The organism is Agrilactobacillus yilanensis, from assembly GCF_003946725.1.
Taxonomy (GTDB): Bacteria; Bacillota; Bacilli; order Lactobacillales; family Lactobacillaceae; genus Agrilactobacillus; species Agrilactobacillus yilanensis.
This window is the reverse complement of the sequence record NZ_RHOY01000003.1, coordinates 1-23,436: the sequence shown is the minus strand read 5'-3', so window position 1 is coordinate 23,436 and position 23,436 is coordinate 1. Positions and strand designations below refer to the sequence as shown.

At 41.8% G+C, this 23,436-nt stretch carries 28 protein-coding genes; 19 read left to right on the top strand and 9 right to left on the bottom strand.

Annotation, left to right across the window (positions count from 1 at the left end):
- Positions 1–182: 182 nt before the first annotated feature.
- Positions 183–383: a DUF3173 family protein gene (locus tag EKM93_RS02990; RefSeq protein WP_125712937.1), complete on the bottom strand. Its 201-nt coding sequence runs from the start codon at positions 381–383 to the stop codon at positions 183–185.
- Between the two features lie 192 nt (positions 384–575).
- Between EKM93_RS02990 and EKM93_RS02985 the strand changes: the two genes are divergently transcribed.
- The 6 genes from EKM93_RS02985 to EKM93_RS02960 all read left to right on the top strand — a co-directional run bounded on the left by EKM93_RS02985 (position 576) and on the right by EKM93_RS02960 (position 6,830).
- The gene (locus EKM93_RS02985) at positions 576–1,094 is read left to right on the top strand and encodes a helix-turn-helix domain-containing protein (protein WP_125712935.1); all 519 of its coding nucleotides are present in this window, start codon (positions 576–578) and stop codon (positions 1,092–1,094) included.
- 88 nt (positions 1,095–1,182) lie between these two features.
- Positions 1,183–1,554 carry a type II toxin-antitoxin system RelE/ParE family toxin gene (locus EKM93_RS02980; RefSeq protein ID WP_125712934.1) on the top strand — a complete coding sequence of 124 codons (372 nt, stop codon included), beginning with the start codon at positions 1,183–1,185 and terminating at the stop codon, positions 1,552–1,554.
- The gene (locus EKM93_RS02975; RefSeq protein WP_021354119.1) at positions 1,551–1,871 is read left to right on the top strand and encodes a helix-turn-helix transcriptional regulator; all 321 of its coding nucleotides are present in this window, start codon (positions 1,551–1,553) and stop codon (positions 1,869–1,871) included. The genes EKM93_RS02980 and EKM93_RS02975 overlap by 4 nt, the downstream gene beginning before the upstream one ends.
- 180 nt (positions 1,872–2,051) lie before the next feature.
- Positions 2,052–4,856: a DNA methyltransferase gene (locus EKM93_RS02970; RefSeq protein ID WP_125712933.1), complete on the top strand. Its 2,805-nt coding sequence runs from the start codon at positions 2,052–2,054 to the stop codon at positions 4,854–4,856.
- A 37-nt stretch (positions 4,857–4,893) separates the two neighbouring features.
- Positions 4,894–5,679, top strand: coding sequence for a DUF6414 family protein (locus EKM93_RS02965; protein WP_125712932.1), 786 nt, complete (start codon positions 4,894–4,896; stop codon positions 5,677–5,679).
- On the top strand, positions 5,676–6,830 hold the full coding sequence (locus EKM93_RS02960; protein ID WP_125712931.1) for an AAA family ATPase: 1,155 nt from the start codon (positions 5,676–5,678) through the stop codon (positions 6,828–6,830). Before EKM93_RS02965 ends, EKM93_RS02960 begins: the two co-directional genes overlap by 4 nt.
- A gap of 812 nt (positions 6,831–7,642) precedes the next feature.
- On the opposite strand, the gene EKM93_RS02950 is transcribed toward EKM93_RS02960, so the two are convergent.
- The 4 genes from EKM93_RS02950 to EKM93_RS02935 all read right to left on the bottom strand — a co-directional run bounded on the left by EKM93_RS02950 (position 7,643) and on the right by EKM93_RS02935 (position 9,958).
- On the bottom strand, positions 7,643–8,554 hold the full coding sequence (locus EKM93_RS02950; RefSeq protein ID WP_164506971.1) for an exonuclease domain-containing protein: 912 nt from the start codon (positions 8,552–8,554) through the stop codon (positions 7,643–7,645).
- A 146-nt stretch (positions 8,555–8,700) separates the two neighbouring features.
- Entirely contained in the window at positions 8,701–9,030 is a 330-nt protein-coding gene (locus EKM93_RS02945) for a type II toxin-antitoxin system HicB family antitoxin (protein ID WP_125712927.1), read from the bottom strand.
- A 281-nt stretch (positions 9,031–9,311) separates the two neighbouring features.
- Complete coding sequence (locus tag EKM93_RS02940; protein WP_125712925.1) at positions 9,312–9,707, bottom strand: type II toxin-antitoxin system HicB family antitoxin; 396 nt, start codon at positions 9,705–9,707, stop codon at positions 9,312–9,314.
- A gap of 50 nt (positions 9,708–9,757) precedes the next feature.
- Positions 9,758–9,958 carry a type II toxin-antitoxin system HicA family toxin gene (locus tag EKM93_RS02935; protein ID WP_125712923.1) on the bottom strand — a complete coding sequence of 67 codons (201 nt, stop codon included), beginning with the start codon at positions 9,956–9,958 and terminating at the stop codon, positions 9,758–9,760.
- Between the two features lie 317 nt (positions 9,959–10,275).
- Between EKM93_RS02935 and EKM93_RS02930 the strand changes: the two genes are divergently transcribed.
- Positions 10,276–11,085: a helix-turn-helix domain-containing protein gene (locus tag EKM93_RS02930; RefSeq protein ID WP_125712921.1), complete on the top strand. Its 810-nt coding sequence runs from the start codon at positions 10,276–10,278 to the stop codon at positions 11,083–11,085.
- Between the two features lie 65 nt (positions 11,086–11,150).
- On the opposite strand, the gene EKM93_RS02925 is transcribed toward EKM93_RS02930, so the two are convergent.
- Positions 11,151–11,909, bottom strand: coding sequence for an SDR family NAD(P)-dependent oxidoreductase (locus EKM93_RS02925; RefSeq protein WP_125712919.1), 759 nt, complete (start codon positions 11,907–11,909; stop codon positions 11,151–11,153).
- 99 nt (positions 11,910–12,008) lie between these two features.
- Between EKM93_RS02925 and EKM93_RS02920 the strand changes: the two genes are divergently transcribed.
- Positions 12,009–12,422, top strand: a complete 414-nt coding sequence (locus EKM93_RS02920; RefSeq protein WP_125712917.1) for a MerR family transcriptional regulator — start codon at positions 12,009–12,011, stop codon at positions 12,420–12,422.
- Between the two features lie 203 nt (positions 12,423–12,625).
- Here EKM93_RS02920 and EKM93_RS02915 read toward each other — a convergent pair whose 3' ends face one another.
- Positions 12,626–13,213 (bottom strand): MerR family transcriptional regulator, encoded by a 588-nt coding sequence (locus tag EKM93_RS02915; RefSeq protein ID WP_125712915.1) that lies wholly within the window; start codon positions 13,211–13,213, stop codon positions 12,626–12,628.
- A gap of 82 nt (positions 13,214–13,295) precedes the next feature.
- On the opposite strand from EKM93_RS02915, the gene EKM93_RS02910 reads away from it, so the two are divergent.
- A complete protein-coding gene (locus tag EKM93_RS02910; RefSeq protein ID WP_125712913.1) occupies positions 13,296–14,297 on the top strand; it encodes an NAD-dependent epimerase/dehydratase family protein in 1,002 nt (333 codons plus the stop codon).
- A gap of 183 nt (positions 14,298–14,480) precedes the next feature.
- On the opposite strand, the gene EKM93_RS02905 is transcribed toward EKM93_RS02910, so the two are convergent.
- Both EKM93_RS02905 and EKM93_RS02900 read right to left on the bottom strand, forming a co-directional pair.
- Positions 14,481–14,792, bottom strand: coding sequence for a DUF960 domain-containing protein (locus EKM93_RS02905; RefSeq protein ID WP_125712911.1), 312 nt, complete (start codon positions 14,790–14,792; stop codon positions 14,481–14,483).
- A 67-nt stretch (positions 14,793–14,859) separates the two neighbouring features.
- On the bottom strand, positions 14,860–15,357 hold the full coding sequence (locus EKM93_RS02900; RefSeq protein WP_125712909.1) for an aminoacyl-tRNA deacylase: 498 nt from the start codon (positions 15,355–15,357) through the stop codon (positions 14,860–14,862).
- A gap of 88 nt (positions 15,358–15,445) precedes the next feature.
- Between EKM93_RS02900 and EKM93_RS02895 the strand changes: the two genes are divergently transcribed.
- From EKM93_RS02895 to EKM93_RS02850, 10 genes are all read left to right on the top strand, one after another.
- The gene (locus tag EKM93_RS02895) at positions 15,446–15,640 is read left to right on the top strand and encodes a hypothetical protein (protein WP_125712907.1); all 195 of its coding nucleotides are present in this window, start codon (positions 15,446–15,448) and stop codon (positions 15,638–15,640) included.
- A gap of 363 nt (positions 15,641–16,003) precedes the next feature.
- Positions 16,004–16,426: a hypothetical protein gene (locus EKM93_RS02890; protein ID WP_164506970.1), complete on the top strand. Its 423-nt coding sequence runs from the start codon at positions 16,004–16,006 to the stop codon at positions 16,424–16,426.
- On the top strand, positions 16,416–17,042 hold the full coding sequence (locus EKM93_RS02885) for a DNA-3-methyladenine glycosylase (RefSeq protein ID WP_125712903.1): 627 nt from the start codon (positions 16,416–16,418) through the stop codon (positions 17,040–17,042). Before EKM93_RS02890 ends, EKM93_RS02885 begins: the two co-directional genes overlap by 11 nt.
- Positions 17,039–17,545, top strand: coding sequence for a DUF3013 family protein (locus EKM93_RS02880; RefSeq protein WP_125712901.1), 507 nt, complete (start codon positions 17,039–17,041; stop codon positions 17,543–17,545). Before EKM93_RS02885 ends, EKM93_RS02880 begins: the two co-directional genes overlap by 4 nt.
- Positions 17,546–17,560: 15 nt before the next feature.
- Positions 17,561–18,517, top strand: coding sequence for a 50S ribosomal protein L11 methyltransferase (prmA, locus tag EKM93_RS02875; protein ID WP_125712899.1), 957 nt, complete (start codon positions 17,561–17,563; stop codon positions 18,515–18,517).
- A complete protein-coding gene (locus EKM93_RS02870) occupies positions 18,517–19,275 on the top strand; it encodes a 16S rRNA (uracil(1498)-N(3))-methyltransferase (protein WP_125712897.1) in 759 nt (252 codons plus the stop codon). The genes prmA and EKM93_RS02870 overlap by 1 nt, the downstream gene beginning before the upstream one ends.
- An 85-nt stretch (positions 19,276–19,360) precedes the next feature.
- Complete coding sequence (locus EKM93_RS02865; protein WP_125712895.1) at positions 19,361–19,753, top strand: hypothetical protein; 393 nt, start codon at positions 19,361–19,363, stop codon at positions 19,751–19,753.
- A 25-nt stretch (positions 19,754–19,778) separates the two neighbouring features.
- Entirely contained in the window at positions 19,779–22,016 is a 2,238-nt protein-coding gene (locus EKM93_RS02860; RefSeq protein ID WP_125712893.1) for a RelA/SpoT family protein, read from the top strand.
- A 23-nt stretch (positions 22,017–22,039) separates the two neighbouring features.
- A complete protein-coding gene (gene dtd / locus EKM93_RS02855) occupies positions 22,040–22,486 on the top strand; it encodes a D-aminoacyl-tRNA deacylase (protein ID WP_125712891.1) in 447 nt (148 codons plus the stop codon).
- Between the two features lie 39 nt (positions 22,487–22,525).
- Entirely contained in the window at positions 22,526–23,149 is a 624-nt protein-coding gene (locus EKM93_RS02850; protein ID WP_125712889.1) for an HAD-IA family hydrolase, read from the top strand.
- The last annotated feature ends 287 nt before the right edge of the window (positions 23,150–23,436 follow it).

Here is a 23,436-nt window from a genome sequence, read left to right as displayed (position 1 = left end):
TGCGAACAGCAGATTGCCGTGCATAGCGGCGAATCACTTGTATTTTCTGCCTCGTTTCGTATTGTTCTTGTCATTTTGTGCCCCCCTGTTAGAATATGGGGGCTTGGGCGGCCGGCTAACGCCGACCGCCGCCGCTCGCGCTAGCGGCTTTCGCGCTGCACGCCGCGCGCGGCGGCGTGGTGTTACGTGACCATTGCCAGATCTTCAAATGGATTGAAGCCTAACAGACTGACGATAGCGTGGAGTGGGACTTGACCGCACTTGCGGTTTGCATAGAAGCAGTGACCGTCTGCGACCAAGTTCACTTTGCATTGATGGATAATCTGACCGGCTTTGTAACCGGAAAATCCTAACTGCATGAGCATCTTCTTGTCGACTAACATATAATCACCTCTTTTGGTTTGGATTTAACAGGTATGGGTTTATAATCTGCCATGGCTGAATCATACCATCCTCCGAGAGACTTATCAACCTCTTTGGGTAGATTACAAACAGGTTTCGTTTAATTCTTTCTTGACACTTTCAATGAGTTTCATTAAGCTTCAAGTAAGGCCACACAAAGGAGAAATCAACCCATGTTTGGAAAAAGTGAAGAAGGTATCGACAAGAAGCTCGCTAGAAATATCAAGCGCATTCGTATGGAACGCGGCATGACGCAAAAAGACCTTGCTGATGCGATGGGCAGCATCGAACAAAGCGTGTCTAAATTTGAGCGGGCGATCTCGGCACCGTCCGCAAAGGCCATTATGCAGCTGTGTGAGGCTTTGCAAGTCACACCCAATGATCTGTACCTCAACGAGGCGGACTGGCGCAGCTGGCAGTCAGAGAAGCTCGAACACCAAGACCATTCTGTTAATGGTTTGGTCGATCACGTCGAAATGGTTCAAAAGATGTTTGCGGAAGCAGAACTCGCTCGAAAAGCCGGAGATGAGAAGCTGGAGCGTGCTACTCTAGATCAAATCATTCAGATGTACATGTGGACCAATGACCATTTCCGTGATGTCGCGCATATACTTGATCGGCGGTATGTGACCGAGTACCTCGACAAAATGGAAAAGGAAACTCGTGAATCGATCATCGACAGTCAAAAATAGCACTCTTGAGATTTCCAGTGTATAATCTTTTTTGCTATAACGCGGTCACATATTTGTTAATTGGTTCAATATATGGTACAATCTAATTATGGAAAAGCCAAAGTTTAGACCTTACAAGCGGCCGAACGGCCACATGGAATTCATTGAATTTCTTGACTCGCTGCCCCTCAAGGAACGAGCAAAATTACAGTTAGCCATCCATACTACGGAAGAAATCGGCTTACAAGAAGCAGCTCAACGGTTGCTGGTCAAGAAACTCACAACCAATTTATATGAGTTGCGTTCGCGGCAAGGAAAAACCTATCAGCGCGGTTTGTATTTTCACGTATCTGGCAGTGATTATGTCATCACCCACGGCTTCTCGAAGAAGACAAACAAGACGCCACAGCGAGAAATTGATCATGCAATCGACCTACGAGCTGAGTTCTATCAAACCTACAAGGAGGAAGACGACAAATGAGTAAAGACATGCACGAATTCACGATGGAACACACCGGTGATCTCGACGCCTACTTCGCGGAAATGATGAAAGATTCCTCGTACCGTGAAGTCTACAATGAAGAAAAAAACAAAATGGCAAGTGCCATGGCGCTGCTCGAAGCGCGCGAGGAAGCTGGTTTATCCCAACAGAAGCTGGCGGACAAGTCCGGTGTTCCTAAGACAACAATCGTTCGTATTGAAAATGGTAACAACACTTCCATCGATACGTTAACCAAGCTTGCCAATGCGCTGGGTCGTCCGCTCAACCTGACGATTGGCCCAGCGAGCATGGCATAAAATCTAGCTTAATTTGATTGACTGCACCAACGTCATAAACTTACGATTACGGCGTCCCTGTTTGGCAGACGCTTGAGGCCAGGGATTAGGAGAGATGGTAAAACCATCTTGAGCATTCGCTGGCTTTTTGGCGCAGACAGTTCATCAGCAACATCAAACCAGAGTATTGGGGTATGGAAAATGGAAAAGAATGCATTATTACAGCGGGCGCTAACGTTTCAAAAGAACTGGCTTCCCTTAGTGGAACAGGGACATGTGACCGAACGGCAGCATGATCGTGAATTTATGGCCGATTTTTATGAGGTTTTTGGAATCTCACGTTCTGTTAGTCGTGCTGGATATGAATGGCGAGTAAAAATTGACGGACACGATAAGCGGATTGACTCGCTACTACCAAAACTGCTGATTATTGAAATGGAATCTCAAGGCGTGAAGATTGTCGACAATCCTAATGCTGGATACGAACAAGCAGCCCGCTATGCATACGCGCTCGACGATGCGAACAAGCCCAAGTACATTTTGGCGTGTGATTTTGAACACTTTTATTTACGTGATTCAGCGACGAAGGATGTTTGGACGACGACACTGCAAGACTTTGTCAAAGACATTGATGAGTTCTCATTCCTGCTTGGCTATGAACAGAAGCTGCAAGAAGACCAAGCTGTCGTCAATGCAAAAGCCGCTGGTAAAATCTCAACAATCTACAGGCATATCTTGGATGTTGGAGTTCAGCCTAACGCGGCTAGTCTGCTGATGACTCGAATTGTTTTCTGCCTCTTTGCTGACGATACCAGCATCTTTGAACGTAACGGTGTCTTTCAGGAATTTTTAGAGAACACAGCCGAAGACGGTAGCGATTTGCTATCGAAGTTGACGGTATTATTTCGCCAGCTTAATACTAGTGACCACGATTGGATTGGCCAGAAGCGTGAGTTTGGATACATCAATGGTGGTTTGTTTGCGTTAGACATTGCTAAATTCACAACTGATTTAGGACTTACATTTAACGCAGACGTTCGTCAATCGCTGGTTGATGCCTCGCATCAAGACTGGTCAGTTATTAGCCCTGTTATCTTTGGCTCAATGTTTGAGGGTGCATTGGATCCAGAGAAACGACATGACCTAGGCGCACACTTTACCTCGGAGAAGAATATTCTTAAGGTTATCGACTCACTGTTCATGGACGATCTCCGACGTGAGCTTGATGTAGCTCGCCACACATCTAACGCGGGTGGCGCACGAACTAAGGCATTGAATCGGTTACACTCAAAAATTCTCGGCCTAAAATTCTTGGATCCAGCCTGTGGATCAGGTAACTTTCTAATCGTTGCATACCGTGAACTAAGACGACTTGAACATGAAATTCTTGACGCACTAATCAAGGATCAGGTTCAAGGTGGTATGCAGCTATCATTTGACTTTGTCACAACGAACATAAAAGTCGAAGTAAGCCAGTTTTATGGTATTGAAATTCAGGCTTACGCCGTTTCTATTGCCAGAGTTGGAATGTGGTTGATGGATCATCTCATGAATGTTGAAGCGAGTGAACTTTTTGGCGAACTAGTACGCCGCATACCGCTTCATGCCGGTGCCAACATCATTAGGGCCGATTCTTTAACCAATGATTGGTTTGAAGTATTCTCACAAAAAGGTAAAGAGCTTCACATGAAGCCACTCTACTCTAATGAGTTGGACTTTATTTTTGGTAATCCTCCGTTTCTTGGCTATACTCTTGAGTCAGCTGACCAGAAAAAGTCACACGAAGTCGCAACTAAATCTATTAAAGGGTACAAAAAGCTTGATTTTGCAAGTGGCTGGTTTATTAAGTCCGCATCAGCAATGCAAGCTAACCCTAATATTCAAGCAGCATTGGTTGCGACAAATTCAATTAGTCAAGGCGAACAAGCCACAATCTTGTGGAAAGCATTATTCGCACAAGGAATTAACATCAATTTTGCTCATCAAACTTTCAAATGGGATAACAACGGTGCTGCGGTGCATGTTGTTATCATCGGATTTAGGAAGTCAACAGTAGAAGCTTCACATCTGTTCACTTATGAATCTATCAATTCGGATCCAGTCGAGAAAATAGTTCCACACATTAATCAGTATCTGCTCAACCTTCCTCAAACAATCATCGAGGCTAGTAGGATTCAGCTATCTGGTCTCCCAGAGATGACGAAAGGTAGTTCACCCACTGATGATGGAAATTTTATTTTAACTCAGGAAGAAGAACAACAACTTACTCAAGTGTGTGCGGATAGCTCTCGCTATATTTTTGACTACTACGGTGCTAAGGATTTTTTGCACAACACACCGCGGCGAATTCTGTACCTCAAAGGTGCGCCTCTCTCGGTTCTTGCGAATCCACTAATTAAATCTAGGCTGGAACAAATTAGAGAGTTTAGGAAGAAAAGCTCTAAAAAAAGCACAATAGCTTTGTCAGACTACCCGGCTCAATTTGATGAAGACAGAGTTGACCTTGGGCCACTTATGGCAATTCCCCGTGTTTCTTCAATACAAAGAGAGTATGTTCCCATGGGTTATTTTACAGGCAACGTCATCATGGCAGATGCCACTTTTCAACTATCCAATGCTAGTCTAGCAATATTTGCGTTGCTGGAGTCCAAAATGCATACAGCGTGGCTGCGGATGGTTGGAGGAAGATTAAAGAGTGATTTTCGGTATTCGAACACGTTGGTTTATAATACGTTTCCAATACCGCCACTTAATGCTCATGAACGAGGATATCTGGACAGATACGCAGAGCTTATCTTAGCTGCTCGTGATGAGAATAGTTCAAACGAGACAAGTTTGGCCTCTCTCTACGATCCTGTTATCATGCCTGCTACTTTGAGAAAAGCACACATGAGAAATGATAAGTTCGTTGATTCCATTTATGGATTATCGGATCCATCGGAAGAAGATCGAGTGGCCAAGCTGGTTGAGTTGTACCAGACTATATTTAGTGATAGAACACGTTAGCTTGTTGGGGAACTTAACTTTCATAGGGAGTGAGCAAATGACCAAGAAGGACCAAAGCAATTTAGTGAAGATTGTCTACTTTGATGAGCAGGCTGCCGTAGATGCCCTTCAAGTTGTAGATGGCGGGTCTGCACTTGAGACATTGAGTAAGACCTTAGAGAAAGGAAATGCAATCGACGTTAATGGAAACGTCGGAAAATCTTTTTGGGGTTTAATGGGCTTAGGGCTTAAAGGAAATGCTAGACGTGAGAAAAACACCATTATCCAAAGTCAAGTGACCAGCACTTTAATCAGCCAGTTTATAGAAAAAGTTTCTGAGGACAAGATTTCACTCTTAACTGTCGATGAACCAAATCTTAGAATTCAGAAGGATTCAGTGGCATACTTCAGAAACTTGTTGCCAATGACGCATATGGTTAAGGATTTTTCTGCTCTAGAAGAAGTTGATGAGGATTCTCAACGTGTATTAGCTGCTCTCAACTTTGACCAGTTAGGAGACTCTCTTGACACCTTTTCTGCGTACTATGAACTTGAAGGTATATTTGAAGCACGACCCGCCATTTTTCGATTTAATATCGATGGTTTGAGAAATAACTACTCATTGTTAGACCTAGCAAAAATTGATCGCTTGCAGGTGTATGGTTTGGTTGTTGGATACCGAGACTCAATGAATCTTGCCTTTGATAAGCAGGTTGATGACCTGGTTGCAGAAACGGAGGATGAGGTTGATTACGACGATCTCAAACGAATAGAAAACAAGAAAGAGGAAGTTAAGGAAAACTATCCAATGATTGATGTGATTTTGGCTGGTATTGAATCATGAAAATTGATGTGTTCTTTGAACCTGAACCTACCTTCTCACGACGAGTAAATAAACTAAACGGTACCTTTCACTTTGCTAAGTTGTTAAAGTATTTGGATGAAGCGACTACCACAACGAATGAAGACGAGACCGGCGAGACCAAGGTGAATATTAGCTTTACCAGTGATATTTCAGAATTTCAGAACAATCATATATGCGTGATTAGAATTTCTGACCTTGTAGGCTACAGATCGTTTGTATTTGAGAAAATTGACGCTCATTTACAAATTCTCGAGCAGCTTGGTGTCCAACAGGTGATAATCAATAATCCAACCCGAATATTATTGTCGAATTTGGAACAGCGTTCAGACCTGATTGTTCATAACAAACTACCGTTTAAGAAAAGTAGCATTACAAAGATCGACTCTTTGGTGCGAGACTTGAATAGCCAGATTATCGGACAAGATATTGCAAAGACCGCCATTCATCGTAAACTTATTGTTCAGCACGTGCGAACAGGAGACAAACCCCTAGTTCTTATGTTTTATGGAAATCCTGGAATTGGAAAAACCGAAGTTGCTAAGGTAATGGCAAAGTCACTGTTTGGAACAAACAAGATTATTCGCGAGCAGATGTCAATGACAGCTGGAACCGCAAGTGCTGAGTATTTCAAGGCTACTGGCCACAGCGAAAACTCCTTTTCCAAGGTATTACTTAATCGAAAGTCTAATATTCTACTCTTGGATGAATTTTCACTTGCTCCGGCGTATATCCAAACTTCGTTTTATCAACTTTTTGACGAAGGGAAATATGTCGATCAAAATTTTTCGGTCGATATGCGAAATTCAATTATTATCTGTACGTCCAATTTCACCTCCAAAAAACAAATGAAAAACTTCATAAGCCCCGCACTGTATTCACGATTTGACGCAGTTATTCCCTTTGTTGATTTTACACCTGAGGAAAAAATTGAGGTGGCAAACAGAATAGTTGATAGCTATCTGAAGTCTGGGAAGATACGGTCTCAATACATCAAACTAATAGATGTTAATAACGTTAAAGAGCACGTTCATCAAATGGTTCAGCATTTTTCAAATTTCCGTGCGATTAGAAACTTAGTAGAAGATATAATTGCTGATGAGCTGATAGGGAACAGTGAGTGGGAAGACTAATTCTGAAGTATCTGTGGGGCATGCACCACAAGAAGTCTGATTCTGAACAATCAAACGGTATTAAAAAGGCCGCCAACCAGTGACGACCAACCAAGTATATGCGCGTGCCAATTCAGTACCACTTCATCCAAATTCAGCCGATTTCAACCGTTTCAATCGCACCAAGAATGCCGTTAAATCAACAATCCGACGTCATTCAAACCATCAGATTACAACTCGAAATCCGGCGAACCGGCTAATACCGGCGCGCAGGTTCAAATCCTGTACTCTCCTTATTTATACAATTCTATAAAGCTCCAAAAGTCCGTAAGCCTTGATGTTACGGGCTTTTTATTTTTAAAGAATTGCATAAAACGCTAAAATGTATAATTTTTGTGCACACTTTAAATCCACATTAAAAATAGTCTAGTAATTTCAGTATTTTTGACATTGAACAATAAGCACAAAATAAGTGCTATTATTCGGTTATCAGATGTCTACTAAATGAAAAAAGAACTGTTCCTGGTTAAGTAGGATTGCGATAATCCCTTTATGGTTGACAGATGAAATACAATAATTCATCTAACGACTATGGTGGGATTTTTGTATGCCCAGATCAATATTTTCGTGATGGTATTGATGGCCTGAAGGAAGCTCAGAAGAACAACCATTACACTAAGAAACTAAAGCTCACTGTAGTCTATGCATATCTTAACGGTGAAGGAACATACACTGAGCTAGCACTTCGGTATGGACTTCGTGGAGAAGCGCACGCCGAGTGTGTGAGTTGCGAGGCCGTCCACGTGTTGTCCAGACAGGGTGGGCGGCTGTTTTTACTCCTGGTTCATAAAATCGAGAAAGACCGGCTCTGGAATCACCTTTAATTCTTGACCCAGGGCAATGTACTCCTGGGCCTTTTTCATTTTCCCTGTCACCCCATTTTTCACACTTGCGATATAGTCAACGTCACCGACCACAAGGTAGTCCGTTTGCTTAGTGACACTACTTTGTGCCTTACCACCAACATCAGTTATGAGTTGCGCAGCTTCGGCGCGTTTGATACTTAGCGCGCCAGTGAAGCAAACATTTTTCCCAAAGAAAGGGTGAGCTTCGTTAAATTCTGTGACTTCGGTGGAAAGCGCCTTATAGTCGATTTTTTTTGACGGCGTGTGCTTGTGTGGGGCGAGAATTGTTTCATCGGCGTTTGTTTGAATGTAATTTAGTACCGCAATTTGGTCTTCACAATCAGCAAGACCTCGATGAACCTGTTCGTGCTCAAGACCAATTCGCTGAATTACATCGGCCAAGCGATTGTGTTTTTCTGTTGGCCAGAAGCGGCGCGCTAATGAAAGTACGTCTACGTAGTTGTTATTTAAATCACGCATAGATAGCAGCTTATATGTGTCATATAAGAAACCAATATCAAAACTCACGTTGTAGCCTACAATCAAGTCATCACCTAAGAAGGTATCGAAGAGCCGCATCGCTCTGTCGATCCCTTCGCCATTGGTGATAATCATGTCCTCAGTGATACCAGTCAGTTGAGTGCTATATTCTGGTACGCTGTTATCGTCGGGGTAGCGAACAAGCGTTGAGAGTGTCGAGTCTTGCCTCCCTGAGATTACCTTGACCGCCGACACTTCAAGAACCCGGTCGTATTTTGGCGAGTAACCAGTCGTTTCAAGATCGATCATAGTATAAGATTCTGGGAACATTAAACATGCTTTGCCTCGGTTACGTGTCATAGTATTGCTTCCTCCAAATGTGATAATATGTATTTGTACAGATATCATCATCCGCGTCCACATCACTGCAATGGTGTGGGCGTTTTTATTTTGAGTAAAGCCCTTAGGTCGACTCGCACGACCTTGTCGCTGGAAGGGCTGGAACATTACTTTACGCCGAGTTCTTGGCGAAGCGCGTTGGATAGTACAAGGGAGAAGTTAACGCCGCGTTCGTTCCCCAACTCGTTCAGATAATTTGGAATGGTGAGCGTCTTCTTCACTGCGCGGGTGTCATTTTTACGGCGATATTCGGAGACGTTGACACGTACCAGACTGGCAAAATCTGTAGAGGCGTGTTCTGGTAGCGTATAGACAGACTCAGGCATGGTGTCTGTCGCAAGACTATAGGTGCCAATGTAGTCCTCTGCCATCGCTAAAGCGTCCTCAACGCTGCTGCCCTCAGTCATGCCATCCAGCTTTGCGAAACTTGCGTTCAAGCTTTCCTCTTTGCATCGCTATCTCCTTCCTACAAGAATTATTATAGCACGTTCATTATACGTGTTTTTTATGAGAGTAAAGCCTGCAACACGGCGCTAGGGCAGGTAGCTAAAGTGTGACCACGTAGACGACCACACGGCCAATGATCTTGACGCCAGCATCGGTAGGAGATGGGGCGGAATTTCGAATTGCTTGGTCTGGTGAGAAGCTGATGATTTGGTCATACAAAAATCCCACCATAGTCGTTAGATGAATTCGGAAAAAATAAAAAACCGGGCAATTAGCCCAGTTTTGCTTTAAGCGCTTCTGTTAATGTGGCACTGAAATTAAGACCGGCTGACTCAGCACGTTTGGCTAAATCGGCAGGAATACGTGTGTTTTTCTTGACATAAGGGACTGTTACTTCTTTTGCGGCTTTATCTAGGTCACAAACGATTAATGCGACATAGTCATCAGGATATTTGTTCTGAATGCTTTGTACGTTTGAAGCAGGGGGTAACACCTTAGCATCATACAACATTAATCCCAGGACTTCTTCAGCGCGATAAATGGCTTGAGCTAAAGAACGGGCGTCTGTAAAAGTATCAGGTAAATCATCAAAAGTAACTGAATAATAATCTCCATCATCATGTAATAATTCAAAGCGAGCCGGATAAGCAACTATACGGTTAACCATAATTTTCACTCCTATTCTTTTGTTACGGGGGGCTACGACAAACAAGGCCATCACTGACCTGATTTATCGAGTTCCTTAATGATTCGTTTGTAAGTTCCAATTGGGATTGTATCTTTTAGATGACTGTAAGCAACTGGTATTTTAAATCCGGAATCGTTTTGGAACTGGTGGTGGTCGCTTCGGATTGCTTTTTCTTGGAAACCCCTTGACTTAAGAAGTTTAAGCACTTCTTTGGCTGTATGTTCTGTCATAATCTATACGCCTATGTACGCATATAGTCAACACAGATATTTTTAAATTGGAAATAAGGGGGGATCTCATTAATGAAAAAAGTGAGTGCCTTAAAAAACGAATCATACCATTTACCATTATTGCGGTGGTACTGGGCGTGTGGCGTTCATGACATTACGCGATGCAAGAAGAAAAGCAACTAAAAAATGGGACGATCAAAGTAGCACAAGTCAGTAAAACAGTTCAGGCAATTTCCGTTTTTCCGTCTTAAATTGTTATTAATAGTAGAGGATAAGTTATCTTATCTGAAAAAATAAATTAGAACGGTGTGATTTTATTGGACTATTTTAAACAACGACGGGCGTATCGCAAATTACGAGAAGAACAAATTGATATTTCTATGGGACAAAATGCGCTGTACCGTGAATTATTAGACTATGCCAACGATGAAGGCAAGCTGGATGCGGCTTTTACTTTAAAGAATGCGGCTCTGACGGCCTTGACCGGGTTATCTGAATCAGGCTTAAGAAAAGCGAGGAATGAATTGGTTGAAATGGGGTTGTTGATTTATATTCCTGGACGGAAAAATCAGCAAAAGCCACAATACAAAATCAAACCTCTTTACCACACTAATTGGGCTACAAAACAACAGCAAAGTGCGCCAACCCAGACACCTAGTAGTGCGCCAACTCGGACGCCAACCAGTAACGCAACTGGTAGCACTAAAGTACTTACTAGTACTAGACCTTTACGTGACAATAACTTTAAAGAAATGACTAAAGAAATGGGCCCTACACAAAATGAGGCCGACTTAAACCAGCGGTTCCAAAAACTTTGGGCGTTATATCCCAGAAGCGCTAAGTACCCGGAAACGTTTGCCAGCTACCAGACTGCCGTTTTTTCTGGGGTGACTGATGCTCAAATTGAGGCGGGGATTCTAGCTTATCGGCGGGAAATAACGGCAAAGGGGATTGGTGTGGGCTATATTACAAAATCGCATAATTGGTTTGCCAATCAAGGCTGGCGGGATGACTATGATGCTACGCCAAATGCCGCTCTGGACAACACAGCTAAATCTGCCTTAAAGCCCACAGTGGAGCCGATTCCTAAGTGGTTTAGGACAATGTCAGCGGTGGCCTTAAACTAAAAACCAGCATCGGCCTTTGAGCAGGAAGGTCAACACTGGTTTTAAGAAATGCCGGAATCGTTAAATTACCAAGCCACAGGACCGTCGACGTTGCTGAAGGTGGCTGTTTCGGTGTTATCAAAATCAGTTGCCAAGGCAAAAGTCCGTGCAATACCGGTATCAACGGTTTGTGCGCCTAATGCTTGTGCTTGTTTTGGCGTGGCACCGCCGAATTCGGTGGCCACCATCCCGGGATCCACCGCATTTACGGTGATGGCTAGCTGTTCTCGTTGACATTGTTTGGCTAGCTGAACGGTATACATGTTGGCAGCAGCTTTAGCGCTTTGATAGCCTGCAGCCACTGCTTGATAAACCCCAGTCTTAGGATCCAAAGCAGCCGTTTTGGAGCCCATCATACTGGAAATATTAATAATTTTAGCGCGGGCAGTTTGTTTTAACAACGGGAAGAACTTTTGGGTCACATCAATTAAACCAAAATAATTAACTTCAAAATTCTTTCGCAGCAGTGCTTGGGAGACAGTTGCTGGCGCCATACCAAAATCAAAGGCCGCACCAGCATTATTAATCAGGGTTGTCAAATAGCCGTATTTTTCAGTGACAAAAGCTGCTGCTTGCGTTACGGAAGCTGGATCCGTCACGTCTAATTGAATGGCTTCAATCGGCAAGCCAGCAGTGATCAAAGGCGCAATGGCTGTTTGACCGCTTTTAAGATTACGTGTACCAATAATAACCGTCTGGCCAGCCGTTGCCAGTTTAGTTGCTAAAGCAAGGCCCATGCCTCGATTGCCGCCAGTAATAAGTGTGATAATTTTATTTGTTTTCATTATAATTAAACCTACCTTAATCGAATATTTGACTAGTCTAGCACGCTGGTGTTACACTAGCACAAATAAAAATTTAAAAAAATAAAATGAGGCGATTAAATGTATGCGATCAAGACGGTAGTGACTAAGTATGACACAACTTATGATACGTTACGGTATTACGAAAAAATTGGACTTTTACCACCGATTCACCGTAATGCGCAAGGTCAGCGGCAATACACTGATGCAGATTTGGCAACTTTAGATAGAATTTTACATTTACGGCGATTAGGGGCGGATATCCCAACTTGTCAGAAATTAATTGCGCTACTGGACAATTCAGAGTTAACGTTGGCCCAATATGACCAGGGACTGGCATTATTGGGCACCTTGGAGACGAATTTAGCCCATCAAATTGAGGCTTTACAGCAGCAACAGCAATATTTAGCCCAAAAAATTGACCATTTACAGCATCAACGTACGCTGTTAAGTCAAAGGAATATGACAAACGCTGGGGACAAAGTAAAAAAATAATCATTGTATTTAGAAGTGAAGGCCGTCTAAAGCCAGCGATTTACAGCACTAAATAAAATTTATAATGACGCAAGACTAAAAAAAGTTTCGGGCTTAAGCTCGAAACCTAAAATAGGGCGCTGTGACACTATTTGACGAAGTATCTTTAAAATTTTTATCTTAGCGCCCTATGATAACCTGCATTGATGGCATCTTGTTCTGTATTAAAGTAAACCGAGTGTGTTAGCCGCACTGTCAGCCGAATAACCAGCAATTCTTTGGCATAGGAGCTGTGAAAGGATGCTGGTATCATCGTGTTTAACCGCGTTTTGGCGTGGAATAAAGTTTACAGCGCGCTTGAAAAGGTCCTTTAGACCAAGTTGAGCCGCAAACTCCGCCATTAAAACTAGACCACCAAATGGTGAGAGCTCACCAGCTGAGTTATTAACTTTCAAATTGGGATTGCAATTAAGCCGTCTAAAATTAATAACTTTTAGTGTGTACTCTAGTTGATTAAGCTTTTGCAAAGTATCTTGCCTGAGTTGTTGAAAAACAGCCAATCGTTTAGCAAGACTAGCGTTCCCTTGAGCAACTAATACCATATATTTCTGAATTTCTTTAACAGACATTCCCGCTATTTTTAAGCATTCTACAATCCGTAAGTCCATGATATTAGTATCCGTAAATATTCGGAGACCATTTGATCCTTTCTTTACCGGTGGAATAATATGTTGGGAATCATAATAGCGAATTGTCGACGGTGCCAGATCAAGCATAGCCGCAACTTCTCCAATTGAATATGTTTTAGTCAATTAAAAATCCCCCTTGACTTAAAGTTAGGTTTAAGCTTTATCATATAGTTATAACACAGCTAATTATAAAGGAGTGTCACAAATGAAAATTGTTGTTTTAGGTGGATCAGGCCACATTGGTTCTTACTTAGTTCCCAAGCTAATACGTGATGGTCATTCTGTAATTTCCGTCACCAGAAGTGATCGCCAGCCATATACTGCTAGTGATCCCGCTTGGCAGTACGTTGAAAAGAAGTTTCTTGACCGGAGTAATACTAACTTTAACGCAAACGTTGCTAAATTAAATGCTGACGTGGTTGTGGATTTAATTGCCTTCGACTTAGACGCAGTTAAAGGATTAGTCACGGCTCTCAAGCCAACCAAACTAAGTCATTACCTGTTCTGTTCATCAATCTGGGCTCACGGCCACGCTACTCTCTTACCAAGTGATCCCAACGCCGTTAACAAGGAACCCCTTGACTCCTATGGAAAAGAAAAGGTAGCCTGCGAAAATTACTTAAAAACAGAATACCGTCAAAATCATTTTCCAGCTACCATTGTCATGCCGGGACAAGTTTCTGGGCCAGGATGGATCATTATTAATCCGGTCGGTAACTTAAATCCTAAAATTTTCCAAGATATCGCAAATGGTGAAGCAATCGCCTTACCAAACTTTGGGATGGAAACTCTCCATCATGTCCACGCCGATGATGTCGCCCAGGTCTTTTATCTTGCCATTAAGCACCGGAACCAGTCCTTAGGAGAGAGCTTCCACGCTGTAGTTGATCAATCAATCACCCTATATGGCTTTGCCCAAGCCATGTACAGGAACTTTCATCAAGCACCCCAAATTAACTTTCTTCCCTGGACAGAGTGGAAAAAGTACATGGAACAGCCAGAATTTCAGCCATGGCACGAAAAGTACGCTGATCGTGATGGGGACGTAGAAAAAACATACTATCACATTGCACGAAGCGGTAATTATAGTATTGCAAATGCTACAAACCTGCTCCATTATCATCCTCGTCACACTATTTTAGAAACCATTAATGATAGTGTACACAGTTATATCGAGCGGGGAGTTATCCAATACTCAGAGCATTAGTTGAATAATTAAATAACAAAAAGGCCTCCCGCGGTCGGGGAGACCTTCAAAGGATAAAAATTATCCTTCAACACCATTTGACAAACTTCCGCATTAATTGATTGCTAAATTAAAATAAGACAAAAAAATATCCCAACTGTTGATAGATTAATAACAGATTGGGATAAATAAAATAATTACAGTTTAACGATGACTTTCAGAAGGCAGCAAAATGGTTTGACTCACACCGTCATCATAAGCCAGGACAGTCTTGGGATAGCGGGTTTGCCATTCATAAGGCAAATCAAAAGCCATCTTTAGATCGATATTGTCTTCTGAAAAGGTAACGGTTAATTTATTTTTATTTTGCGTCAATTGAAATTTTAAAATGCTTTGTAGAGGAACAACACCTTGTAAGTTTTGGTCAATAATATGCCAAATGCGATCAATAATATCTCCAGGCAGTACTTCAACAACACCAAATGTTGCGTAGCGCCCATAGCCCGTCTTAAACATAATGTATCCGCCTCACTTTATTCGTTATACTTACTTATTGTAAGCCAAATTTTAAAATAGTCAATCTTTATTCTGTAATATCTGCAAAACTGGCTTTTAAAAACCGAGCCATTATTTTTGGATCAATTTGTACGGAACGGCCAATTTTACCTGCAGAAACAATAATTTCCGGTTGATTTTCGGCCAGGTGGGAAATATAGATGGGGTAGTTATGCGTTTCGTGAATGCCAATAGGCGTATTGGCGCCGTGTTCGTAGCCGGTTGTCTGGATCAATTCTTTTAAAGGCACCATCCCGACTTTTTTATTTCCAGAAATTTTACTTAATTTTTTATAATCAATATGGGTATCTAAAGGAACAACGCCCACCACTGGCCCGGTTTTATTACCGGTTAAGACCAGGGTTTTATAAATTTGATGTTCGGGAATACCGTTGTGATCCACATTAAGCTGCTGAACATCCCCGTCTTGGTGGGTTTCAAAACTCAAAGATTTATAACTAATATTTGCCTTATCCAAAATCTTTTCAACTAATGTTTTATTTAAATGTGCTTTTTTCTTACTCATATAAAATATCCGCCTCCATTAATATAATAACAAACTTTTTTGTTTTATCGAAAATTAACGTTATAATAGTAAGCTAAAGAGGTGTACTTTGATGCTTTTTTTAAGGAAAAAAAATAAAAATGCCAAAGCCGTAAATGAAGATGTAAATAATGTGAAAGCACACGATTTTGATAGCTTGATGGGCCAAGTTCGGGACAGCAGCCATCAACTAAAAGCGGTTCAACAAGCATTTAATCATTTAAAAAAGACTTATAATTCATCGGAAACAAACGATAAAAAATAAGCTCTTAGCCAGTGCTGGCGGGCATCGGCAATGGCGGATAGCAAGCGAATGAAAACGTGACTGGGCCTTAACGCAAAGTTAGCCTCAGTCACGTTTTTAAACATATAAAAAGCCGTCTAATAAAATTTTAGACAGCTTCGTCAATTCGGCATCAGTTCGCGATAATGCTAATTTGCATTACCGGGAGCTAACGCCTTCGACAAATTACCTGTTGTCAAAGACATCACCTCCTTATCTGGCTACATCATAGCACAGCTGTAAAAAAGGGTCAACTGCCATTAAGCCCTTAAAAAGACATCCCTGGGGAATCATGCTAAAATAGCTATAATGTGCAATTTAATAGAAACAAAATTGGGTGAAATAATGTATATTTGGCATTTAATGATTTATAAGCAAAACTTTACAGAACAAACAATTGACGATTTTTTCGCCTATATTCATGACCAAAGAGATTATAGCGGTCTGCATTTTAAAAAGATGCATATTGACGGCAATACCCGCCAAACTGTTTTAGCCACACTTTGGTTTGAACCGGAAAATCAATTGAGCCAGGACACATTGGAACAGATTATTAAATTTATGTATACACAGCTGTTGGCGGGTGTTATTTTTGAACTACCGACATTTGCGCGAATTTTAAGGGAAGATTTACCGGCGTTAGGCATTGAATTTACCCGACTTCAAGCAAATGAGTATAATTTGACCTTTTGGGGGGTGCCCACTGCTGAGGGGGACAAATCGAAATTTGAAGCTTTAAATAAAAAGGACCAACAAGATGACCGCTAATTTTTTTGAAACGCAGCCGACCCCTACGATTGCCCGCCAGTTATTAGGTAAAGTTCTTGAACATCGGATTCAAGGGCGTTGTTATCAAGGTTTAATTGTGGAAACTGAAGCTTATTTGGGCGTTAAAGATTTGGCGTCCCATGCGGCTAATGGACACGTGACACCTAAAACAACAGCGTTATATACAAATGGCGGTAATATTTATATTTATCAAATGCGGGGATTATACTTATTAAATTTTACAACGCAAAAAACCGCACCGGAATGTGTCTTGATACGGGGGCTTGAGCCGCTGACTTTAGAAGCAGAAATGATCAAAAATCGCCGGGGCCGTACGGGAATTGAAATCAGTAACGGCCCAGGAAAACTCTGCCAGGCACTGGCAATACATACGTTAACGTATAATGGGCAGTCTTTGGCACAAAGCCCGTTAAGCGTTGACTTAACTAAAGGTCGGCAGCCGGCAAAAATCGAGACGACGCCAAGAATTGGCATTCCTAACAAGGGGGATTGGACGCAGGCGCCACTACGTTTTTATGTGGCCCACAATCCCTATGTTTCCAAAACAACTAAAAAACAAATGGACTTTGACAAGAAAGGCTGGCTAGAACAGTGAAAAAACAAACCTTTGATGAATACTTATTTCAAGGTATCGAAAAATTAACGTTTGATGGTGAAATTGAATTAAACTGGGACCAAAGTGCGTTTGTGTTTGAGCTTAATTTTACAATTCAAGCACAAAATACCGCCCATACCGCACTAGAATGGACAGATCAACAAGGTAGTGAGGCTGTGGATGATACGGATGTGGTGAATTATGAGGATAGTGTTTTATTTTATGATCCCAACCGTTTAAATGGCTTAGATTATGCGGATGATTATTTAACAATTGTGCCGTTTGCCGGTAAGAAAGGTCTGTCAAAAGCGGTTTTAGATGCTTTTTTGGCAAATCTGCAAGATACATTAGATGATGGTGAAAGTGATTTAATGGACTTTTTAGACCCAGACAGTCAAGCTGAAACGTTTGAATTAACTTGGGATAAAGCACGTTACGACGCTTATTTAGCCCAGCAAAACCCCACTGCACAGCAGCAGTTTTTACCTTATCCTAAATATTAAGCTGGAGGCGATTGAATGAAGTGGTATAAAGTAAGTGTTGAAACAACAACTGAAAGTATTGAAGCCGTTGCTGAAATTTTAAGCAGTGTTGGCGCTAACGGCGTTGAAATTGAAGATGCCGCTGACTTTAAAGGCGTGACCATGGATCAAATTGGACCGTTTGGTGAAGTGGCGGATTTGCATACCTTGCCGCATTTAGATTCTGGGGCCAAAGTCACGGCCTATTTTCCAGAAACGTCTAATTTACCAGAAATTGTGAGTCAAATTAAAAATCATTTGGCGCTGTTACCAACTTATGGCCTGCCTTTAGGGTCTGGGGCGGTTAATGTGGCGGATTTAGATGATCAAGATTGGGCCAATGCTTGGAAGAAATATTATCACCCAACCCGAGTGACCCGCTTTTTAACCGTGGTGCCCCAATGGCTGGACTACCAACCCCAAGCTGCTGAAGAAGTTATCGTACGCTTAGATCCGGGGATGTCTTTTGGCACCGGCACCCATCCCACGACAGTTTTGGCGTTAACGGCTTTAGAAAAAGTCATTCGTGGCGGTGAGACTGTATTTGATGTTGGCACTGGCTCCGGTATTTTGAGTATTGTGGCTAGCAAATTAGGGGCCAAAACCATTGAAGCTTGCGATTTAGACCAAGTGGCGGTGGATGCGGCTAAGGCAAATGTGGCGTTAAACGAAGATATGGCTAATATCCATGTTTTTCCAAGTAACTTGCTAAAACAAGTTACCGGAAAAGCAGATTTGATTTTGGCCAATATTTTAGCTGAAATTATTGAATTATTAATTCCAGATTTACAAACCCATCTTAAGCCCCATGGCAAAGTCATCTTGTCTGGTATTATTGATAATAAGCTGGATAGTGTCTGTCAAACTTTACAGGCCCACCATTTTGAAGTGGTGACCCAGTTCCAAGAAAAAGAATGGATTGCCCTTGTGGTGCAACAAGAGGTTGAGGCTTAATGCAGCAATATTTTATCGATACGACTTTAACGTTACAGCAGGTTGAGACAATAACGGACCCGCGGATTGTCCACCATGTTGTAAAGGTGATGCGGATGCGGCCAGAGGCACAATTTGAATTGGTTGATGCCACCCATCAGCCTTATTTAGCGGTTTTACAGGCTGTCGCTGCAGATCAAAAGCAACTCCAGGTGCAAATTACAAAACGCTTGCAGCGGCAAACGGAATTACCAGTTTCAGTGACGCTGGCTTGTGGCTTGCCTAAGCGGGAAAAAACGGAATGGATTGTCCAAAAGGCGACGGAAATGGGCGCCAGCAAGATTGTCTTTTTTGGCGGGGAACGGTCGGTGGTCCGCTGGGATACGAATAAAGCGGCTAAAAAGTTAGCCCGATTGCAGCTGATTGCCCAAGAAGCTGGGGAGCAAAGTCATCGTAATGTGTGGCCGACAGTGACGTTTGTGTCAAATATAACGGCGGTGACGGCTTTATCGGCCAGCGTTAAATTATTTGCCTATGAAGAAAGCGGCAAGCAAGGTGAGAATCGAGTTTTAAAAACAGCGTTAAATCAGCTGAATGCTGAAGACGAATTATTATGTGTTTTTGGTCCGGAAGGCGGTATTTCAGAAAATGAAACGGCGATTTTAAGGACCCATGATTTTCAGGCAACCGGTTTAGGCCCAAGGATTCTACGTACGGAAACGGCCCCGTTATATTTTTTGAGTTGTGTTTCCTATGCGGCAGAATTAATATATTCATAAAATTGTTTACATTATAGTAGGGTTTTATTAAGTTTTGTGCTATGATTTTTACCAGTAAATTTGTTAAGGGTGAATAGGTTAAATAATGAATAAACTACGTATGTTATATAAGAACCGACTAATTTTTAATAGCTTAATTAGTGTCATTTTAGCAGTTGTCCTGCCGAGTATTAGTTCGGCGTTACAAATTAGCAAAGTCCATCGAATTTTGTGGTTATTTTTAATTGTGGATGTCCTTTATGCCCTTTGGTGCGGCTGGGATATTAAAAAACATCACCAGTCCCGCTGGCTAATGTTGATTTTTCCGGCAATATTTTTAATTTATGCGGTCATCCGTTACGGTTATTATATTTATTTCTTAGCACTACTTTATTTAGGGTTTAGCTATTTGGCTTACGGTTTGACAGGGCAAAAGCCAGCAGAAATCCGGCCTAGACGAAAAAAAGATAGATCAAAAAAGCAAAAACCACAGGCGTAGTTTTGCAAGATAGGGGCGTAAGACAATGGCAGAAGATAAAGAATTGACACAAGCGGATGTGATTGAACTTTGTAGTCAATATATGAATGAAACGCATTTGGAATTTGTTAAAAAGGCTTATGATTTTGCGGCCTATGTTCACAAAGAACAAAAACGACAGTCTGGTGAACCTTATATTATTCATCCGATTCAAGTGGCGGGGATTTTAGCGGATTTAAAGATGGATCCAGAAACTGTGGCTTCCGGCTATTTACATGATGTTGTTGAAGATACCAATATTACGTTGGGTGATGTGGAAGAGTTATTTGGCCGTGATGTGGCGGTAATTGTTGATGGCGTCACAAAATTAGGTAAAATCAAATATAAATCCCATCAGGAACAATTAGCTGAAAATCACCGTAAGATGCTGCTGGCGATGGCAAAGGATTTACGGGTGATTATGGTGAAATTGGCGGATCGACTCCATAATATGCGGACGTTACAGCATTTGCGGCCTGATAAACAACGGCGAATTGCCAATGAAACGTTGGAAATTTATGCGCCGCTGGCTGATCGTTTAGGGATTAGCCGGATCAAATGGGAACTAGAAGATAGTTCCTTGCGATATTTAAATCCACAACAATATTATCGAATTGTCCATTTAATGGCGTCTAAAAGAACTGAGCGAGAGACTTATATTGCCTTGGCTATTGATGATATTAAAGTAGCGATTGCGGATTTAAATATGCAATATGATATTTATGGGCGACCAAAGCATATTTATTCGATTTATAAAAAGATGCGGGATCAACATAAGCAATTTGATGAATTGTATGATTTATTAGCAATTCGGGTCATTGTGGCGTCTATTAAGGATTGTTATGCGGTTTTAGGAGCGATTCATACAAAATGGAAACCAATGCCCGGGCGTTTTAAAGATTATATTGCCATGCCAAAAGCTAATGGCTACCAGTCTTTGCATACGACGGTAATTGGCCCCCAAGGCAAGCCTTTAGAAGTCCAGATTCGAACGGAATCTATGCATCACGTGGCTGAATATGGGGTTGCGGCACATTGGGCTTATAAAGAAGGTATTAAGGATCAAGTTAATATAGATGCGGCTGGTCAAAAACTAGATATTTTCCGGGAAATTTTAGAAATTCAAAATGATTCCAATGATGCTTCTGATTTTATGGAGAGTGTCAAGGGGGATATTTTCTCAGATCGGGTTTATGTTTTTACGCCGCAAGGGGATGTTTACGAGTTGCCTAAAGGCTCAATTCCCCTGGACTTTGCCTATATGGTGCATACGGAAGTCGGGAATCATACGGTGGGGGCGAAGGTTAACAGCAAGATTGTACCTTTGAACTATCAATTAAAAAATGGCGATATTGTGGAGATGTTGACGGCATCTAACGCTTCCCCAAGCCGAGATTGGATTTCGCTAGTCCACACTAGCCGGGCCCGCAACAAAATCAGACGTTACTTTAAGTTAGCGGATAAAGAGGTTAATACCGAAAAGGGCCGAGAAGCGCTGGAAAAGACGTTACTGGATAAAGGTTTTGCGCCTAAGACGTTCATGAGTAAAGATGCGATTGAGCAGGCGTTGCATCGCTTTAATTTCGGGACTGAAGAGGAATTGTTGTCGGCGATTGGTTATGGGGAGCTTTCACCATTAATTGTGGCGAATCGGTTGACTGAAAAGGCCCGTAAAGAAAAAGAGGCTTTGGCTAAAAAAGAACAGGTTCAAGATATTTTTGAAAATAAGAGTCATCCTAAAAATAATACGCCGGCGAATACGTCGGAAAATCGGCAGGCGACGCCAAAAAATAATGACAATATTATTATTCAAGGGGTGGATAATTTATTGGTCCATTTGGCGAAATGCTGTAATCCGATTCCCGGGGATGATATTGTGGGTTATGTCACAAAAGGGCGTGGGGTGACGATTCATCGTCGGGACTGTCCGAATATTAAAGAGGCGGCGTCTATTCCTGGTCGCTTAATTGATGTGACTTGGCGGGATGATTATAATGCGGGGCAGGCTTATGATGCCAACTTGGAGATTTATGGTTATAACCGCAATGGGTTATTAAACGAAGTGTTACAGACGCTAAATGCACAAACGAAGAGTTTAAATAATATTAACGGTCATGTGGATCATAATAAGATGGCGGATATTCACGTTACGGTGGGGGTTAATAATGCCCAGCATTTGGAACGATTATTGGATAGTATCAAAAATATTCCAGATATTTATGAAGTGAAGCGGGCCCAAGGTTAATAGTTAATAGGAGTTTTTAAGTTATGCGAGTCGTTTTACAACGTGTGCGCCAAGCCAGTGTTACGATTGATGAGACCGTTGTCGGTGCGATTGGGCAAGGTTTTTTGTTGCTGGTGGGGATTGAGGCTACGGACACACAAAAAGAAATTGATTATTTGGTTCATAAAATTGCAAATTTGCGGGTATTCACCGATGATGCGGATAAGATGAATTTACCAATCACGGCGGTGGATGGGGCAATCTTATCTATTTCACAATTCACCCTTTATGCGGATACTAAAAAAGGTAATCGGCCAAGCTATACTCAGGCGGCTAAACCAGAGATTTCAGAACCGATTTACAATGCGTTTAATGCGGCTTTAACGGCGGCGGGTTTTGAAGTGGCGACAGGTCGTTTTGGGGCAGATATGCAGGTTGCTTTGGTGAATGATGGTCCGGTGACGATTATTTTTGATACGGATCACAAGTAGATTTGATAAATTGCTAATTTAGAGGAGTTTTTATTTTATATGGAAATCAAGAATTTTATTTGGGACTTTGACGGGACGTTATTCGACACTTATGGGGCTATTTTACAGGCGTTAACGCAAACTTTGGCCGAAGCCAATTTAAAATTTGACCGTAATGAGCTTTATCGTTTGGTTAAACGGGAATCTGTGGGGTTCACGACAGATTATTTTGGTCAGCTTTACGGTTTATCTGGCGAAAAATTAAATAAGCGTTATCACGAAATTGAACATCAATTACAACATGAGCCTAAGCCTTACACGGGCACTAAAAATATTTTGAATATGGTGGTTGAAAAGGGTAAACAGAACTTTTTATACACGCATCGGGATGACAAAGTATTTGATTTTTTAGACCAATTCCAGTTAAAAACAGTGTTTACTGGTTCGGTAACGTCAGATAATGATTTCCCAAGAAAACCAGATCCTAGTGCTTTACAGTATTTAGTAGGTACTTACCACTTAGATCCTGAAGAAACGATCATGATCGGTGATCGGGCCATTGATATTAAGGCAGGTAAAAATGCGGGGGTGCACACTTTGTATTTTGATGTGGACCAATTCCATGATGATGCTGGGGCCGATGTGGTTGTTTCAGAATTAATTGAGATTGAAACATTGATTTAAAAAGGCAATATAAATAGAGGTCAGGTCAAAAATGAAAATTTTGACTTGACCTCTATTTTTGTGGAGATTGTAAGTTAGTGCTCGAGGCTTTCCCGCTCTAAACGCGCTCAAGGTCACTGACTTTTCACATAACTACAAATTACTTGTAAGCCAAGTTCGGGCTTCCAGCGTAATTTTAGCTTATGTTCGAAGTCAAACCGTGCCCTTTCACGCTGTTATGTAATGACCCCTGTCAAGTAAAAAATCACAATTATCGTTAGCACTAACAAACTCCAGAAACTAAAATC